The following is a 17,958-nucleotide window of genomic DNA, read 5'->3' as shown; positions in this document are numbered from 1 at the left end:
AGTGAGGGGTTTTGCCTGTGCTTTACCGGTGCCAAGTGTGAGGAGTGTCGGCTTGGGCGCGTCGGTGCTTGGACTGAGGAGTGAGGGAGCGCAGCGGACGAACGACGAGGGAAAGCACCGACCCGAAGCGCCCAAGCCCGCGACGCCGCCAGGCGGCGCAAAGAGACATGGTTCGGGTGCGCCGGCGCTTGGACTGAGGAACGCAGGAGCGAAGCGACGGAGTGACGAGGGAAAGCGCCGGCTCGAAGCGCCCGAACCCGCGCCGCCGAAGGCGGCGCAAAGAGACACGCCGCCGGGCGGCGCAAAGAAACACGCCGAAGGCGGCGCAAAAGGTCACGCAGCGAGTGTCAGGCCCAGTGCCGTCAGGTTCGTCCTTGCCCAGTCGAGCTCCTCGGCGATCATGTTGACCAGGGCGCCGGGGCCCTTGGCGCGCAGCGGTACGGCCAGGCCGTGGGTTTCGACCTCGATGTGGGCCGTGCCGTTCACCGCGCCGGAGAGCATCGCGGTGAGGGTGTCCTCAAGCACGGAACGGGTGCTGGGGAGCTCCTGGCAGGCGTCGCCGAAGTGGTTGTGGACGTGGCCGAGCTTGACGACGGGGGCACCCGCGGCGGCCAGGCCGCGCAGGGCGTCCTCCGGCTGCTCCGCGCCGCCCGCGAGGTGGCAGGCGTCGAGGCAGACGCCGAGATGCTCGGAGTCGATGCCGCAGACGCGTTCGAGGGCCTGCTTGGTGGTCTCCAGCACACAGCCGGGCCAAGGCTCGAAGCCGACCCTGACCGTCTTGCCGGTGACGCTGTAGAGGCCGCGCAGTTCGCGGGAGAGTCGTTCGAGGCGGCGGGCCGCGATGGCGTGCAGGTCGGCGGGCCAGTCACGGCGCCAGCCGATGGGGATGGTGGAGATGCTGCCGAACTGGACGTCGTCCGGGAGCAGGAAGGCCAGGATCTTGGCCAGGGACATCGTGTAGCGGTACCGCTCGGGCTTGGCCCAGTCAGGGCCGGGGCTCTCCTGGTTACGGCCACCGGTGCCGTTGAGGCTGACGACCTCCAGGCCGCGCTCCTCCAGGGAACGGCGCAGGCGGACCAGTTCGATCCGGTCGGCGATGAGGTGGTCGGCCACGCTCGGGGAGAGCCAGAGTCCGACGCCCATCCGCCCGACGCCGAGGCGCTTGCGCACCGGAACGGCGTACCTGGTCAGGTGGGCGATCAGGTTCTCCAGGTCCTCAGCGGGATGGACGCCCGCGTTGTAGGACAGGTGAACGAGAGTCCCGTCCTGGTGTCGCAAACGCATCCGATGCCTCCAAGCGTGTGGTGCTTTCGGTCAGGTGGTCCTGGGACCCGCCTGGTGGGCCGAGCATCCCGCGCGGAGGCCGGTCACCGCGTCACCTCTGCAGGTGATTCGCCGGTACGCCGCGCGGCTGACCCCGGAAGGCGATCTCGCCGCGGAAAGCACGATGTGTGGCTCACTTGGTGAGCCTTGGCCAGGCTCACTCTACAGAGTGTAGTACTACCTTTGGTGGTAGGACACCTCCTTGTATAACAAATGAGCAGACCCCGCCGTGATGTCTCACGACGGGGTCTGCTTCAGTTCTCTGACCTGCCGGTCCTTCGGAAATGGAGCCCCGGGGACCGTTCGGCCTAGTGCTGGATCGGCTCCGCGATGGCGGCGGCCGAGTCCGGGACACGGTCCGTGGGCGCGGCCTCGCCGACGAAGGTGAAGGTGGCGTTGTCACCCTCGCCCTCGACGCCGATCTTGACGATCTGGCCGGGCCGGAGCTCGCCGTACAGGATCTTCTCCGACAGCGTGTCCTCCAGCTCGCGCTGGATCGTACGGCGCAGCGGGCGGGCACCCATCACCGGGTCGTAACCGCGGTCGGCCAGCAGCTGCTTGGCGTCGTCGGAGACTTCGAGACCCATGTCGCGGTCCTTCAGGCGCAGCGCCACCTGGGCGAGCATCAGATCGACGATCTTGATGATCTCCTTCGGCGTGAGCTGGTGGAAGACCACGATGTCGTCGACACGGTTGAGGAACTCGGGCCGGAAGTGCTGCTTGAGCTCCTCCTGCACCTTGGCCTTCATCCGGTCGTAGTTGGACTCGTTGTCGTTGGCCTTCGCGAACCCGACCCCGATGCCCTTGGAGATGTCACGGGTACCGAGGTTGGTCGTCATGATGATGACGGTGTTCTTGAAGTCGACCACCCGGCCCTGGGCGTCGGTCAGGCGACCGTCCTCCAGGATCTGCAGCAGCGAGTTGAAGATGTCCGGGTGCGCCTTCTCGATCTCGTCGAAGAGGACCACGGAGAACGGCTTGCGCCGCACCTTCTCGGTGAGCTGACCGCCCTCCTCGTATCCGACGTAGCCGGGAGGCGAACCGAACAGCCTGGAGACGGTGTGCTTCTCCATGAACTCGGACATGTCCAGCATGATCAGCGCGTCCTCGTCCCCGAAGAGGAACTCGGCGAGCGACTTGGACAGCTCCGTCTTACCGACACCGGAGGGACCGGCGAAGATGAACGAGCCACCCGGACGGCGCGGGTCCTTCAGACCGGCGCGGGTGCGGCGGATCGAGCGGGACAGACCCTTGATGGCGTCGTCCTGGCCGATGATCCGCTTGTGCAGCTCGTCCTCCATGCGGAGCAGTCGCTGGGACTCCTCCTCGGTGAGCTTGAAGACCGGGATGCCGGTGGCGGTGGCCAGGACCTCGGCGATGAGCTCCTCGGTGACCTCGGCCACGACGTCCATGTCGCCGGCCTTCCACTCCTTCTCGCGGCGTTCCCGCTTGAGCTGGAGCTGCTTCTCCTGGTCGCGCAGCGCCGCGGCCTTCTCGAAGTCCTGCGCGTCGATCGCGGACTCCTTGTCGCGCCGCACGTTGGCGATCTTCTCGTCGTACTCACGCAGGTCCGGCGGCGCGGTCATGCGGCGGATGCGCATGCGCGAGCCGGCCTCGTCGATGAGGTCGATCGCCTTGTCCGGCAGGAACCGGTCGCTGATGTAGCGGTCGGCGAGCTGGGCGGCGGCGACCAGGGCGCCGTCGGTGATGGAGACCCGGTGGTGGGCCTCGTAACGGTCGCGCAGGCCCTTGAGGATCTCGATCGTGTGGCTGAGGCTGGGCTCGGCCACCTGGATCGGCTGGAAGCGGCGCTCAAGCGCGGCGTCCTTCTCCAGGTGCTTGCGGTACTCGTCAAGCGTGGTCGCGCCGATGGTCTGCAGCTCACCACGGGCCAGCATCGGCTTGAGGATGCTGGCGGCGTCGATCGCGCCCTCGGCGGCGCCCGCGCCGACGAGCGTGTGCAGCTCGTCGATGAACAGGATGATGTCGCCGCGGGTGCGGATCTCCTTGAGCACCTTCTTCAGGCGCTCCTCGAAGTCACCGCGGTAGCGCGAGCCCGCGACCAGGGCGCCCAGGTCGAGGGTGTAGAGCTGCTTGTCCTTGAGCGTCTCCGGAACCTCGCCCTTGACGATCTTCTGCGACAGGCCCTCGACGACGGCGGTCTTGCCGACGCCGGGCTCGCCGACCAGGACGGGGTTGTTCTTGGTCCTGCGGGACAGGACCTGCATGACCCGCTCGATCTCCTTGTCCCGGCCGATGACCGGGTCGAGCTTGCCCTCGCGGGCGGCCTGGGTCAGGTTGCGGCCGAACTGGTCCAGCACAAGGGAGGTCGACGGCGCCGTCTCCTGCGGACCGCCCGAGGCGGCCGGCTCCTTGCCCTGGTAACCGTGGAGCAACTGGATGACCTGCTGCCTGACGCGGTTGAGATCCGCGCCCAGCTTCACCAGCACCTGTGCGGCGACACCCTCGCCCTCACGGATGAGGCCGAGCAGGATGTGCTCGGTGCCGATGTAGTTGTGTCCCAGTTGCAAGGCCTCGCGGAGCGACAGCTCAAGGACCTTCTTCGCACGCGGGGTGAAGGGAATGTGCCCCGACGGCGCAGACTGCCCCTGGCCGATGATCTCCTCGACCTGCTGACGCACACCTTCAAGACTGATGCCGAGGCTCTCCAGAGCCTTGGCGGCAACGCCTTCACCTTCATGGATCAAGCCAAGAAGAATGTGCTCCGTACCGATGTAGTTGTGGTTGAGCATCCGGGCCTCTTCTTGGGCCAGGACGACAACCCGCCGTGCGCGGTCGGTGAACCTCTCGAACATCTCGTCGCTCCTCACAGAGCGGTCAGGCAGGTCCGGGATATCCGGGCCCTGTCATCCCGCATGGTAGCCCCGACCCGGCGACCGCTCTACGCAGAAGACGTTCCCCGAGAGCAGGGCGTTCACCCTCCATCCAACTACTTGCGGGGGGTGCGATGTTCCCGATACGCCGCAAGCGAACGACGTTTATCGGCCGCTCAAACGCGTCATGCGGTCATGGCCGCCACCGGACCCCACCGTGGCCGCCATAACCGCATGATTCAACGATCTAGTGAGCCGCTTCGTACTGCTCGACGATCTTGGAGGCGATTCGACCGCGCTCGCTGACGTTGAGGCCGTGGGACTTGGCCCACGCCCGGATGTCGGCGCTCTTCTCCCTCGTGAGTGCCCGGGTACCACCCGCACGACGACGGCGAGGAGCCAGAGCACCGGAACGACGGGCGCTCTGCACGAAAGGCGACAGGGAGTCGCGGAGCTTCTTCGCGTTTACGTCGCTGAGGTCAATCTCATAGCTGGTGCCGTCAATCGCGAAGGCGACGGTCTCATTGGCCTCGCCCCCATCGAGGTCGTCGATGAGTATCTCCTGGATCTGCTTGGCCATCTACGCAATCCTTTCGCGGAGTATTGTTTCATTCGCTAGCTAAACATATACCCGCAATCGGAGAGCGGCAATTCCAGGAGCCCGGCGATTCTCGTCGCCCCGCGAGCCCGGGGAGTGATCAACCGTTCTGCGACTCGACCTGATCCCGTCGTTTTGCCGGGCGACGGCCGACGGCTTCACTCCGAAGAAGCTTGACAACTCCGTAGATGAAGGCCCCGCCGACGACCACCGGGGGTATCAACGCGGACAATACCTCGTTCATTCGTCCTCGCTCCGCACCGTGGGTAACTTTCGGAGACCATGGAAATTTTGCCTGCGACAACCCGGGCCACGCTGGGAGGACGCGCTCGATCGGTCCGGTTCCGTCCACGGATGACCATAGCGTCACCTGCGGTCGGTGGGTGTCACTGGGGCAGACAGACCTGCCGCTCACTACCTTAATGCTTCTCTCCAGCCGTCTTACCGGTTGCGCTCCGTAAAGCCGGAGGGAAAAACCGGCAGGGCGATCTTGTGATGATCACTCCACCGGAAAACCATTGCGGTCCCGGCTCGGCGACTGCGGAGCCGTACGGCCTCCTGCTCACGTAGCCCCTGGTGAGGGGTCCGGAAGGGAAGATCAAACGGGCCGTCCACGAAGCCGGAGATCACCTCGGGCGGGTTCACCGCCGACAATGCCCCTGGTGCGAAGAACACCCGTATGGATAGTTGCCCTCTTCATGTTGCGGGGGGCCGTGGTGCGACTCCGCCGACAGAAGAAGACGGATCTTCCTTGTTTTCTTACCAAGAGTACGTCCTTGTCTGGCATCTAGGACATAGTCGTAGACCTTATAACCACCAAACAGGAGCGGACTCCGTAACAACCATGTGACACCAGGACGCCTCCTGAGCCATCGCTAAGAAGCCTCGGGAAGGGGAAGTCGGGTGGCGGGACAATCCCTTGGGGGACGCGAAGTCGGCGCCGCCCGGGAGGATGCCCTCCCCCGGCCGCGATCCATTCGGCCGTCTGTCCGCGAACTCCCCGCGGCGCGCGTTCTCCCTTTGGGGCCCCATAAGACCGTGTGGACGGCTGTCCAAAGGCCGCACCGCGTAGTTGTTCATCCCGCGGCCCTTGGGGGTGGGGGCGCCGTGACGTCCGTGGCGCACGGCGTTTGTCGGCGAGGGAGGGGGGTGGACGGCCATAACGCTCCTCGTGCCGCCTCGAATGGGTTTGCGCTTCCATCGCGTCCTGAGGGGCCCTCGTTACCGGGCACGCCCTCCGGCGTGTTTCCCGTCACACGCGAACGCGCACACGAAACCCGGCGCACCGGGACGCGGACACGAAAAGGGACCGGCGGTTCAACCCGCCGGTCCCTTTTCCCGCGACTACTTGGTCTTGACGACCACCGTCGCGGCGACCTTGTCGTGCAGGCACTGCTTCAGGGGCTTGTCCCACAGCTGCCAGAGCACGTTCACCAGAGTGAAGATGTTGAGCACGAATCCGACCAGCGGAATGCCGCTCAGCGCGTAGGGGCCGTAGGAGACACCCGCCCGCTTGATGGCGACATCGGGGGAGAGACCGCCCTGCAGAGCGCCTCCCACCCGGACGACCTTGATACCCATGACCATCTTGCCGACGGTCTGACCGTTCTGCCGCAACATCAGGAACTCATAGGCGACATAGATCAGACCGGCGATGATGGTGGTCAGGAAAGTCGACAGGGCGTACCCCGAGGGCTGGGTGATCACACCGCTCTCAAGGTCGAAACCGCCGTTGGTGATAAGGATCGCCGCGAGCACAAGGCTGAGGATCACCGTGGGGATCGCCAGAATGATGCCGTCGATCATCCTCGCCACCAGACGCTGCCACCATTCGGCCAGCGGAGCCGGCGCACCGGGGGGCGTGACCCCCTGGGGACCGTACCCCTGGCCGTACATGGACGCCTGGGCGCCGTAACCGGGTTGCTGGCCGTAGCCCTGCTGACCGTAGTCGGGCTGCCCGTAGGAGGGCTGCTGACCGTAGGACGGCTGGGCCGCCTGCTGGCCGTAGTCCTGGCCGTAGGAGGGCTGGGCGGCCTGCTGGCCGTAGCCCTGCTGCTGGCCGTAGTCCTGGCCGTAGGAGGGCTGGGCGGCCTGCTGGCCGTAGCCCTGCTGCTGGCCGTAGTCGGGCTGCCCGTAGGCGCCCGTCCCACCCTGCTGGCCGTAACCCGGCTGGGCGGCCTGCTGGCCGTACCCCTGCTGCTGACCGTAGTCCTGGCCGTAGGAGGGCTGGGCGGCCTGCTGACCATAACCGGGCTGGGCGGCCTGCTGGCCGTAGCCCTGCTGCTGGCCGTACCCGGGCTGGGTCTGCCCAGGTCCGGTGTTCGGCTGTGAGGCCTCCGATCGATATCCCACGACTGTCACATCGGGATCGAGTTCTCCGGGGGCTCGACCCGCGTTCTGTCCGTATTGCGGATGCCCCGACGGTGTGCGGTCGCGCTCGGGATCATCCTGCGGATACGGTGGCTGTCCGGTGCTCACCGCGTCACCTCACTTCGACTGCGCATGTGGCACATGTCAGACTCACATGCTTGCTGGTGCACAACGTATCGACATAGGTAACAACAGTCACCTTTCCGATCAGTCAGCACCACGGTCAAGCTAGTGGCCCCGCGGTGTCAGATGGAGCAGCATCCGGGTGTTTCCCAAGGTGTTCGGCTTGACGTGCTCCAGATCAAGGAACTCTGCCACACCTTCGTCATAGGAGGCGAGAAGTTCCGCGTAGACCTCCGGCGCGACGGGTGTGCCCTGGATCTGCCTGAATCCGTGTCTCGCGAAGAAATCGATCTCGAAGGTGAGACAGAAGACCCTGCGCAGTCCGAGGTCTCCGGCGACGCCGATGAGACGGGAGACGATCCGGTGGCCGATTCCCATACCCCGGCAGTCGGGATCGACGGCGACCGTGCGAATCTCGGCCAGGTCCTCCCACAGGACGTGCAGCGCTCCACAGCCGACGACCTTTCCCGCCACGTCGGCCACCCAGAACTCCTGGATGTCCTCATAAAGGGTGACGGTCGCCTTCTCCAGCAGGCGCGGCCCCGCTCCGGCGTAGGTGTCGACCAGGCGGCGGATGGCGCGGACGTCCGGCGTCCTGGCCCTGCGCACCGTGATCTCCGTCGACGATCCTTCCGGGACGTCGCCGGAGACCGCCACCGACTCCCCTTCCGCGGCCTCCGGGGAAACCTCGTCCCGGCCGGGTACGGCCCGCACCGGGGACTGTTGCGCAACCTGCTCCATGACTGATCAGAGTACGTCCTCGTCACCGCTTGTTTACGGCCTGCCCTTATCTCGGCTGCGGGGTCCGCCGGATGAATCTCGCCGTCTTCTTCGCGCCCCGGGAGGCCGCCCGGCGAGCGCGCCTCGACCGGCCCCGCCCGAAGGCCCGGACCTGCGAGAATCTCCACCCCCGCGCCAGGGGAGGCGGATGCCCGGCGTGGCACATATGTCGATCATGAAATTACGTGACCCGACCGTGACATTTCAGTTGCGAAAGCTCCACCGGCTTCACAGTTCTGGTTGAGCATGAACCGCCAATTGCACTAATGTCCGTCCTCGATGTCAGCACCCGTAAAGTGCTGCGCCGCCGAATCCCCGACTCGGGGAACCGGGGACCCACCCTCCAGCCGTCCCCCGGGGTGAATCCGATGTGCCACCGGCGCCTCGGTAGGGCTGCCTCCGGCCCGAACCCGTCAGCTAACCCGGTAGGCGGCCGAGAGAGGAGCCTGTTGGTGAAGCGCACGCGCAACCGTGGGAGAGAGAGCGCGGGCGGGAACGCCCGCCATCGAGAACACCGGGTGCGCAGGCCGCGGCACAAGGTGGTGATCGCCGGGCTCGCCTTCGCCTCCCTGCTCCTCGGCGCCCCCTTCGCCGCGACCGCGGAGCCGAAACCGAGTCTGCAGGAGCTCGCCAAGCAGGCCGAGAAGCTGCACACCGAGATCGAGACGCTCACCGAGCAGTACAACGGCGGGCGGGTCAAGCTCAAGCAGGCGCAGCGCGCCGCGGAGAGCGCGAAGAAGACCCTCGCCGCCAGCGAGTCGCAGCTGGCCGAGCGGCGCACGAAGGCCACCCTGCTCGCCCAGAGCACCTACATGGCGGGTGGGCTCGCCTCGGCGCTGGCCTTCACCCAGTCGTCCAACCCGGACACCTTCCTCGACCAGGCCACCACGAACTACGCGCTCCAGCAGCAGCAGAGCGAGGAGGTCGCGCAGGTCAGCAAGGCGATCGAGACCGCCCAGCGCGCGCAGGCCAGCGCCAAGGCCCGCACCGACGAGGTCAAGGACCTCCTGTCCGACCTCGGCGACCGGCGGACCAAGATCGAACGGCTGGTGAAACGGGTCGAGAGCGACCTGTTCAGCGAGGTGCGTTCGCAGGCCGGGCGCAACCGGGGCAGCCGGGTCAAGGTCAACGTGCCGATCATCGGCTCGGGCAAGGCCGCCGAGGCCGCCCGCTGGGCCCTCACCCAGCAGCTCAAGCCGTACGTGTGGGGGGCCGAGGGCCCCAACTCCTTCGACTGCTCCGGCCTGGTGATGTGGGCCTACCAGAAGGTCGGCATCAGCCTGCCGCACTACACGGGCGACCAGTGGACTGCGGGCACCCACATCTCCTCAAGGAGCGACCTGCGCCCGGGAGACCTCGTCTTCTTCTACAGCGACCTGCACCACGTCGGGATCTACATCGGCGCGGGCCTCATGGTCCACGCGCCGCAGACCGGCGACGTCATTCACATCGCCCCGATCGACAACCGTCCCTTCGCGGGCGGGGTGCGCATCGCCGACTGAGCCGCCTGAACCGGCCGGACCGCCCCGAACCGCCGACGGCGGTTCGGGGAAGGACGCACCCGGGTCGCGTACGGCCACAGCGGCCCCTCAGGGGGCCCCTGCCGTACGCGGGGGTCCGGGACGGCATCGGGTAAGGGCTCGCCTCAGATGAGGCGTCTGCGGGCCGCCCAGGCGACGGCCTCGATGGCCGTCGCCACGCCGATGCGGTCGCAGATTCCGCGGAGTCTACGGCGGACCGTTCTTCCGCTGATGTCGAGGCGGCGTCCGACCCGGTCGACCGTGACGCCCTTGGCCAGCTCCGCCAGCAGCACGAGATCCTCATCTGTGAGGCCGACCTCGCCCATGCCCAGGAGGCTGTCGCCGCGACGGGAATCCACTTCGGGATATGCCATCTGGAGTCGCTCCCCCCGCACCTGCTAATCGAGGCGTGAGTTGTCTGGAATCAGTGTCGCCCGTCAGGAACGGTAAACGGCTTGTTCAAAGGTCGTCAAGTTCCACACTTCATAGAGGTAGCACGCGCTGTTGACATAGTGGTCGCTACGTGAAGTACTCATGATATGTCGGCGCCTTTATGGTTAAGTCACGGACAAGTCAGGGTCCGTGGCCGGGGGCGCCCGCCGCGCGCCACGTCCTCGCAGACCAAGGTTTCGCCGGAGCCCCGCCGACCACGGCCCCGGCGCCGGCCGGCCGTATGGTTATGACCTATATGTGAATTTCGCCGGAAAAAGTGGAGCCCTTCCGCGCGCTTCGCCGAGCGCCTCACTACCCCTTGACGTGGCGGTTGGAAACCCTCCGCAATGGGAGGATGCCATGCCCCAGATTTACGGCATTCGGCGCAAATCTGGCGTAACGTGCCGTTTACCGTACGGTATCGAACACACTGGAAATAGAGTTTCCGTCCTCCGTTTGGCCCCAATCAAATCACCGGGCTCCGGGCCCCCACATGAGACCGGGCCCGCCGCCCGGCCCGCCGTGAGGGGAGCCGGGCAACGGGCCCGGTGCAGGGAAGGAAGGGTCAGCCCGTGGGCTTGACCAGCGGGAACAGGATGGTCTCGCGGATGTTCTTACCGGTGAAGGCCATGATCAGACGGTCCACGCCGACCCCCACGCCACCCGTCGGCGGCATGGCGTACTCAAGGGCCGTGAGGAAGTCCTCGTCGAGCTGCATGGCCTCAGGGTCGCCGCCCGCGGCGAGCAGGGACTGCTCGGTGAGGCGGCGGCGCTGCTCGATCGGGTCGCTCAGCTCCGAGTAACCGGTGCCGAGCTCGGTGCCGAACCCGATCAGGTCCCACTTCTCGGTCAGCAGCGGGTTGTCCCGGTGCGTCCTGGCCAGCGGGGAGGTCTCCAGCGGGTAGTCCATGACGAACGTCGGCTGGACGAGGGTGTGCTCGACGAGCTCCTCGAACAGCTCCTGCACGAGCTTGCCCTGACCCCACTTGGCGTCCCAGTGGATGTCGCGCGCGTCGGCGAGCTTGCGGACCTGGTCGAGCGGGGTCTCGGTCGTGACCTCCTCGCCGAGCGCCTCGGAGACCGAGCCGTAAACGGTGACCCTCGGCCACACCGGCAGCCCCAGGTCGATCTCCTGGCCGTCGTGGACCACCACGGAGTGCCCGAGGGCGGCCACGACCGCCCGCTGGATCATCCGCTGGGTCAGGTCGGCGATCCCGTTGTAGTCGAGATAGGTGCCGTAGGCCTCCATCATCGTGAACTCGGGGTTGTGGGTGGCGTCCGCGCCCTCGTTGCGGAAGTTGCGGTTGATCTCGAAGACCTTCTCGATGCCGCCCACCACGAGCCGCTTGAGGTAGAGCTCGATCGCGATGCGAAGGTAGAGCTCCATGTCGTAGGCGTTGATGTGGGTCCTGAACGGCCTGGCCGCCGCCCCGCCGTGGATCGGCTGGAGCATCGGCGTCTCGACCTCCAGGAACCCCTCCTCGTGCCAGAAGTCACGGATGGACCGCACGACCGCGCTGCGGGTGTAGGCCATCTTGCGCGCCTCGTCGTTGACGATGAGGTCCACGTAGCGCTGGCGGACCCGCGCCTCGGGGTCGGTGAGCCCGGCGTGCTTGTCCGGCAGCGGACGCAGGCACTTGGAGGTGATCGTCCAGCTGTCGGCCAGGATCGACAGCTCGCCCCTGCGGGAGGTGATGACCTCGCCCACGACGCCGATCTGGTCGCCGAGGTCGACGTCGCGCTTCCACGCCGCCAGGGACTCCTCGCCGACCCGGTCCAGGGAGATCATGACCTGGAGGTCGGCCGAGCCGTCACGGATCGTGGCGAAGCAGAGCTTGCCGCCCGTGCGCGACAGCATGACCCGACCGGTGACGCCCACCCTGTCGCCGGTCGCGGTGTCGGCGTCGAGGCCGGCGTATTTCTCGCGGACATCGCCGTTGGTCGCGGTGCGCGGGAAGTTCACCGGGTACGGCTCGACGCCCTCCGAACGGAGGCGGTCGAGCTTCTCCCGGCGCACGCGCATCTGCTCCGGCAGATCGTCGGCTGGGGTGGTCACTTCATCGGTCACAGGACAAGGTTACCGATGTCCGCCAGAGGGTGTTTCCCGCTTTTTCTCCGCGAAGGAGACCGGGCCTCAGGTGGTGTTGCGGTGGTAGATGAGCCGCAGGCCGATCAGCGTGAGCCACGGTTCGTGCACGTCGACCGAGCGCGCCTCGCTGACCACCAGGGGCGCCGCGCTGCCGGTGGCGACGACGGTGACCTCGTCGGGGTCGTCGGCCAGTTCGGCCGCCATCCGCTCGACGATGCCGTCCACCTGCCCGGCGAAGCCGTAGATGATGCCCGCCTGCAGCGCCTCGACCGTGTTCTTGGCGATCACCGAGCGCGGCCGGATCAGCTCGACCTTGTGCAACTGCGCCCCGGCCGCGGCCAGCGCGTCCACCGAGATCTCGATGCCGGGGGCCGTGACCGCCCCGACGTACTCGCCCTTGGCCGAGACCGCGTCGAAGGAGGTGGCGGTGCCGAAGTCGACGATGACGCACGGCCCGCCGTACAGCTGGATGGCGGCCAGGGCGTTGACGATCCGGTCGCTGCCGACCTCCTTCGGGTTGTCCATCCTGACCGGGACCCCGGTGCGGATGCCCGGCTCGACGATCACGGCGGTGACGTCGCCGTAGTAGCGGCGGCACATCTCCCGCATCTCGTTGAGCACGGACGGCACGGTCGAGCAGAGCACGATGCCGTCGACGTCGGTGCCCTTGAGCAGCGGCGACTGCCCGAGCAGCCCCTGCAGCACGACCGCGATCTCGTCGGCGGTGCGCCGGGCGTCGGTGGCGATCCGCCAGTGCTCGATGACCTCCTCGCCCTCGAACAGGCCGAGGACGGTATGGGTGTTACCGACATCGATGGCGAGCAGCATCAGTTCCCCCGAAGGTCCAAGGCGATGTCAAGGGCCGGCGCCGAGTGGGTGAGCGCGCCAACGGCAAGATAGTCAACCCCTGTTTCGGCTACGTCACGAGCCGATTCCAAGGTCAACCCGCCGCTGGCCTCAAGCCGGGCCCTGCCCGCGACCAGCCGTACGGCCCGCGACATCTCCTCGACGGTGAAGTTGTCCAGCAGGACCTCCTCCGCCCCCTCGGTGAGGACCGGCTCGATCTGGTCGATCCTGTCCACCTCGACCTCGATCGGCAACCCCGGGTAGGCGTCCCTGACCGCGCGGAAGGCCTCGGCCACCCCGCCCGCGGCCACCACGTGGTTGTCCTTGATCAACGCGGCGTCCGAAAGGGACATGCGGTGGTTGACGCCGCCGCCGCAGCGCACCGCGTACTTCTCCAGCGCCCGCAGCCCGGGAAGCGTCTTGCGGCTGTCCCTGATCCGTGCGCCCGTGCCCTCGACGGCCCGCACCCACCGATCGGTCAGGGTGGCCACGCCGGACAGGTGGGTGAGCAGGTTGAGCGCCGTGCGCTCGGCCGTGAGCAGGCCGCGGGCCGGGCCGGAGACGGTCATCAGCACGTCACCCCGCGCCACCCGTTCGCCGTCCTTGGCCACGCGTTCGACCGTCAGGCGGCTCCCGCCCACACGGGCGAACACCCCTTCGGCCACGGCCAGTCCGGCCACGACGCCGTCGGCCCTGGCGACCACGTCGGCGGTGGCGGTCAGCCCCTCGGGGATCGTGGCGAGGCTGGTGACGTCACCGGCCTCCTGAAGGTCCTCGGCCACGGCGACCTCGATCAGCGCCGCGACCTCGGCCGGTTCGACGCCCGCCTCGGCCAGGGCCGCCTCGACCCGCGGCGGCAGGGCGTCGGAGCCTCGTCCGTGCGGCACATATGTCATGGTCGTTCCCTCCGCTGTCAGGGTCACGTCGAGGTGCCCGAGCCACCATTCATCGTTCCGTCCGGCGAAGTCATCACGCCAGTGCGACCCGCGGGTCTCCTCCCGGTCGCGGGCCGCGGCGACCAGCGCGGAGGCGACCGTCAGCAGGTTCGTGGTCTCCCACGACTCCGTGCACGGCTCGACCGCGACCGGGGTCCACCGGACGTTCAGCAGCGCCTTGGCGGTCTCGCCCAGGGAGGCGCCGCTGCGCAGCACCCCCGCGCCCATGCTCATGTGCCCCTGGATCCTGGGCCTGGCCCTGGGGTCGATCAACCCGGCCCGGCGTCCGTCGTCGACGGGCTCACCGGGCGCGGGCCGTACGGCGCGCTCGGCGTGGATGTCGTCGGCGATGCGGCGGGCGAACACCAGGCCTTCGAGCAGGGAGTTCGAGGCCAGCCGGTTGGCGCCGTGCACCCCGGTGCAGGCGACCTCGCCGCAGGCGTACAGGCCGGGCACGCTGGTACGGCCCCGCAGGTCGGTCCTGACGCCTCCGCTGGCGTAGTGGGCGGCCGGGGCGACGGGGATGGGCTGGGTGACCGGGTCGATCCCGTGTTCGAGGCAGACCGCGAGGATCGTCGGGAAGCGGGTGCGCCACTTCTCCGCACCGAAGTGCCTGGCGTCGAGATACATGTGGGCGGCGCCGGTCTCACGCATCCGCCGCGTGATCGCCTTGGCCACGACGTCGCGGGGAGCCAGGTCGGCCAGTTCGTGGACGCCCTTCATGAAGCGGTCGCCCTCGGCGTCGATCAGGACGGCGCCCTCGCCCCTGACCGCCTCGGAGATCAGCGGCTGCTGGCCGGTTGAGTCCTCGCCGAGCCAGAGCACGGTCGGGTGGAACTGGACGAACTCCACGTCCCTGACCACGGCCCCGGCCCGCAGCGCGAGCGCGACGCCGTCCCCGGTCGAGACGACGGGGTTGGTGGTCGCGGCGTAGACCTGGCCCATGCCTCCGGTGGCCAGCACGACGGCGCGGGCCCTGACGGCGCCGACGCCGTCGCGTTCGCCCTCTCCCATGACGTGCAGGGTCACCCCGGTGGCCCGGCCGTCGGCGTCCTTGAGCAGGTCGAGCACCAGGGCGTGCTCGATGACCTGGATGGACGACTCGCCGACGGCCTTGACCAGCGCCCGCTGCACCTCGGCCCCGGTCGCGTCGCCGCCCGCGTGCACGATGCGGTCTCGGCGGTGGCCGCCCTCCCTGGTGAGCTGCAGCTCACCCGTTTCGTCGGTGTCGAACCTGGCGCCGGTCGCGATCAGCTCGCGCAGCGCGTCCGGCCCCTCGGTGACCAGGACGCGTACGGCCTCCTCGTCGCACAGGCCGACACCGGCGACGAGGGTGTCCGACAGGTGCTCCTCGGGGGTGTCGGCCGGGTCGAGCACGGCGGCGATGCCGCCCTGGGCCCAGCGCGTCGAGCCCGCCGAGAGCACGTCCTTGGTGACGACCAGGACCTTCGCGCCGGGGTCGAGGGCGGCGGCGCGCAACGCGAGGGTCAGCCCCGCTACGCCTGAACCGACCACGACGACGTCGGCCTCGACTGTCCAGCCCGGTGGGGGCGCGGTCAACTTCAGGGGAATGGCCGGGATCGTCACTGCCGCCTCCTTGTGGGGATCGCTAGAGGCACCTCTATTTCGTCAATGTGACGATAACGCCCTCCCGAAAACCCTTGTTCCCCGGGTCCCCCCTTTTCGGTCGTCCCGTTCTCAGGGGGCCGGGGGAAGCATGGAGCGGCGGCCGGGGGCGGCCGGGGACTGGGTGGTCATGCCTCCGTCGACGACGAGGACCTGCCCCGTCAGGTAGCGCGACTCGTCGGAGGCCAGGAAGACCATGACGTGGCCGATGTCCTCGGGGGTGCCGAGGTAGGGCAGGGCGTTGAGGCGCAGGAGGTCGTCCACGACGTTCCGCGGGAGGTTGTCCAGCAGCGCCGGGGTGACCACCGCGCCCGGCGCCACGGCGTTGCAGCGCACGCGGTGCGGGCCGTACTGCACGGCGATCGACTTGGTGAGGTTGATGACGGCGGCCTTCACCGCGCCGTAGGAGATCTGCAGGACGTCCCCGACCAGTCCGGCCACCGAGGCGGTGTTGACGATCGAGCCGCCACCGGCCTCGATCATGTGGGGAAGGGCGTACCGGCAGCCCAGCAGGGTGCTGCGCACGTTGAGGGCGACGGCCCGGTCGAACTCGGCCATGTCCAGCCGCAGCAGGTCCAGGTCAGTGCGCGGGTCCGTGCCGCCGACGTGGTTGCAGAGCACGTCCAGGCGGCCGAACTCGGCGACCGTGGCGCCGACCATGGCGGCCACGGAGCCCTCGTCCATGACGTCGACCGACACCGCGAGGCCGCCGTCGATCATGTCGGCCGTCTCCCTGGCGGCCTGTCCGTCACGGTCCGCCACGGCGACCCGGGCGCCCTGCGCGCCCATCAGCAGCGCGGCGGCGCGGCCGATGCCGCTGCCCGCCCCGGTGACCAGCGCGACCTTCTCCTTGAGGCGGTCCATTCGCTCCCCCGATCAACTAGTCCTATTTATGAGACTAAAGGGGCATTTGTCGGCTTTATCGACCGCGTGTGGGCGACCCGCCCCCGACGGGTCGCCTGTCGTCGGGGAATCAGGCGCTCAGGGCCGTCTCCGCCGTACGGAGGGCGTGGTCGGGCAGCAGGGCCAGGAGTTGCCGGGTGTGGCCGGGGATCTCCACCTCCGCGAGGCCCTTGAGGAGGACCCTCAGCGGCATGGGCTGGTCGACGAGGACCGTGCCGTTGGACAGCAGCAGGGTGGGCACCTCCGTGTCGAGTTCGGCGTCGCTCAGCGTGGACCCGGCGAGCGCGCACAGGGCCTCCCCCTGGAGCCGGATCCGCTCCCGGAGCCCGGCGTCGCCGCCGGAGAGCGCGATGACGCGGTCGAGGTTCCAGGCGTAGAGCGCCGCGCGGTTGTCGTAGGTCGCGTCCACCCCCGCCGCGACGTCGGAGACGGTGGCGAGGGTGACGGCGTTGACGATGACGACGTGCGCCAGGATCTGTTCGGCGCCCCATTCGTCAGGTGGCGGAACGGGTCTCATGCCGGAGTCCGCGACCGTGGCCGCGGCTTCGAGCAGGTCACGGCAGGCGTCTCTGAGCGGGGTCGTGTCGAGCATCTCTTCCTCCTGATGGGTCCGGAACGTACAGGGGTCAGACCTCCAGCCGGGACATGTCCCACGGAGCCTGCGGGAGGGCCTCGCCGGTTTCGAGCAGGGTCTTGAGTCCGGCCAGCACGGCGGGCCAGCCGTGCGCGATGCCGCGGTACATCTCCCGGTCGGGGAGCTTCTCGTGGGTCACGGCCAGACGGACGATGTCCTGGTGCGGTTCGATGACGAAGGTGACGACCGACGCCTCCCGGTCGGCACCGGGTTTGTCCTCGAAGGTGATGACCAGGCGTCTCGGGGGTTCGGCCTCAAGCACCTCGCCGACGACCGCGACGGTGTCCGATCCGTCGAGGCGCCGGTGCTCCCAGGTCGAGCCGGGCAGCCAGTCCGAGACGTTGGCGTGGTACCAGTAACGCGCCGTCAGATCCGCGTCCGTCAGCGCCCGCCACACCTGCTCCGCCGTCGCGCGGATGTAGGTGACGTAGACATAGCTCGGCATGGATGTGGATTCGTCGGTCATGGCGTACTCCTCTGCCCTGTCCTTGATGGCGGTCAACGCCCGTAGGCGCGGTTGGTCGAATCCCGAGATCCACCGCTGCTCGATCTCGTGGATCGGCACCGGGTTGAGGTAGTGAAGCCGCTCCCTGCCGCGCCGTACGACCGTGACGAGGTTGGCCCGCTGGAGGATGTCGAGGTGCTGGGTCGCCGACTGGCGTGCCATGTCCAGACACTCACACAGCTCACGCAGCGTCTGGCCGTTGTGCTCACGCAGCCTGTCGAGCAGGAGCCGCCGGGTGGAGTCGGCCAGCGCCTTGAACGCCAGGTCCATCTCTGTCGCTTCGGGCTTCACGGCCCAATTATGCAGGCATTTGCCTGCATAACGTCAAGCACGGTCTCGAACACCCGTTCAGCCGGGTCTCATGGGCTTGAACCGCCGGTGAAGCCGGGCGCCCGGCCGCCCTGTGAGGGGGACGGCCGGGCACCTCGTCGCTACATATG

General features: G+C 68.1%; 13 protein-coding genes and 1 riboswitch. Of the genes, 1 reads left to right on the top strand and 12 read right to left on the bottom strand.

Annotated features, from left to right (window positions below; genetic code table 11):
- Positions 1-333: 333 nt before the first annotated feature.
- From ACIBVQ_RS28965 to ACIBVQ_RS28945, 5 genes are all read right to left on the bottom strand, one after another.
- Entirely contained in the window at positions 334-1,284 is a 951-nt protein-coding gene (locus ACIBVQ_RS28965; protein WP_352014101.1) for a TIM barrel protein, read from the bottom strand.
- A gap of 347 nt (positions 1,285-1,631) precedes the next feature.
- Positions 1,632-4,139, bottom strand: coding sequence for an ATP-dependent Clp protease ATP-binding subunit (locus tag ACIBVQ_RS28960; RefSeq protein WP_352014102.1), 2,508 nt, complete (start codon positions 4,137-4,139; stop codon positions 1,632-1,634).
- A 265-nt stretch (positions 4,140-4,404) separates the two neighbouring features.
- Positions 4,405-4,737 carry an Lsr2 family protein gene (locus ACIBVQ_RS28955; RefSeq protein WP_184724583.1) on the bottom strand — a complete coding sequence of 111 codons (333 nt, stop codon included), beginning with the start codon at positions 4,735-4,737 and terminating at the stop codon, positions 4,405-4,407.
- Positions 4,738-6,099: 1,362 nt separating this feature from the next.
- A complete protein-coding gene (locus ACIBVQ_RS28950; RefSeq protein WP_399181295.1) occupies positions 6,100-7,107 on the bottom strand; it encodes an RDD family protein in 1,008 nt (335 codons plus the stop codon).
- Positions 7,108-7,353: 246 nt separating this feature from the next.
- A complete protein-coding gene (locus ACIBVQ_RS28945) occupies positions 7,354-7,989 on the bottom strand; it encodes an amino-acid N-acetyltransferase (RefSeq protein ID WP_399181293.1) in 636 nt (211 codons plus the stop codon).
- Between the two features lie 334 nt (positions 7,990-8,323).
- A riboswitch (cyclic di-AMP (ydaO/yuaA leader) is annotated at positions 8,324-8,475 on the top strand.
- 5 nt (positions 8,476-8,480) lie between these two features.
- On the opposite strand from ACIBVQ_RS28945, the gene ACIBVQ_RS28940 reads away from it, so the two are divergent.
- Positions 8,481-9,530, top strand: a complete 1,050-nt coding sequence (locus tag ACIBVQ_RS28940; protein WP_362781041.1) for an NlpC/P60 family protein — start codon at positions 8,481-8,483, stop codon at positions 9,528-9,530.
- Positions 9,531-9,673: 143 nt separating this feature from the next.
- Here the strand turns inward: ACIBVQ_RS28940 and ACIBVQ_RS28935 are convergent, their stop codons facing one another.
- The 7 genes from ACIBVQ_RS28935 to ACIBVQ_RS28905 form a co-directional block, all read right to left on the bottom strand.
- Complete coding sequence (locus tag ACIBVQ_RS28935) at positions 9,674-9,922, bottom strand: LuxR family transcriptional regulator (protein WP_386188844.1); 249 nt, start codon at positions 9,920-9,922, stop codon at positions 9,674-9,676.
- Positions 9,923-10,545: 623 nt separating this feature from the next.
- Positions 10,546-12,003 (bottom strand): bifunctional lysylphosphatidylglycerol synthetase/lysine--tRNA ligase LysX, encoded by a 1,458-nt coding sequence (lysX, locus tag ACIBVQ_RS28930; protein WP_386188979.1) that lies wholly within the window; start codon positions 12,001-12,003, stop codon positions 10,546-10,548.
- Between the two features lie 111 nt (positions 12,004-12,114).
- The gene (locus ACIBVQ_RS28925) at positions 12,115-12,897 is read right to left on the bottom strand and encodes a type III pantothenate kinase (protein WP_352014107.1); all 783 of its coding nucleotides are present in this window, start codon (positions 12,895-12,897) and stop codon (positions 12,115-12,117) included.
- The gene (locus ACIBVQ_RS28920) at positions 12,897-15,437 is read right to left on the bottom strand and encodes an L-aspartate oxidase (RefSeq protein WP_399181290.1); all 2,541 of its coding nucleotides are present in this window, start codon (positions 15,435-15,437) and stop codon (positions 12,897-12,899) included. Before ACIBVQ_RS28920 ends, ACIBVQ_RS28925 begins: the two co-directional genes overlap by 1 nt.
- A gap of 111 nt (positions 15,438-15,548) precedes the next feature.
- Positions 15,549-16,340, bottom strand: coding sequence for an SDR family NAD(P)-dependent oxidoreductase (locus ACIBVQ_RS28915; protein ID WP_352014109.1), 792 nt, complete (start codon positions 16,338-16,340; stop codon positions 15,549-15,551).
- Between the two features lie 109 nt (positions 16,341-16,449).
- Positions 16,450-16,971, bottom strand: a complete 522-nt coding sequence (locus ACIBVQ_RS28910) for a hypothetical protein (protein ID WP_362781035.1) — start codon at positions 16,969-16,971, stop codon at positions 16,450-16,452.
- A 34-nt stretch (positions 16,972-17,005) separates the two neighbouring features.
- The gene (locus ACIBVQ_RS28905; RefSeq protein ID WP_399181288.1) at positions 17,006-17,809 is read right to left on the bottom strand and encodes an ArsR/SmtB family transcription factor; all 804 of its coding nucleotides are present in this window, start codon (positions 17,807-17,809) and stop codon (positions 17,006-17,008) included.
- Positions 17,810-17,958: the final 149 nt, after the last annotated feature.

It is taken from the genome of Streptosporangium sp. NPDC049376, from assembly GCF_044466505.1.
In the GTDB taxonomy this organism is placed as follows: Bacteria; Actinomycetota; Actinomycetes; order Streptosporangiales; family Streptosporangiaceae; genus Streptosporangium.
This window is presented reverse-complemented; position numbering and strand designations above follow the sequence as displayed.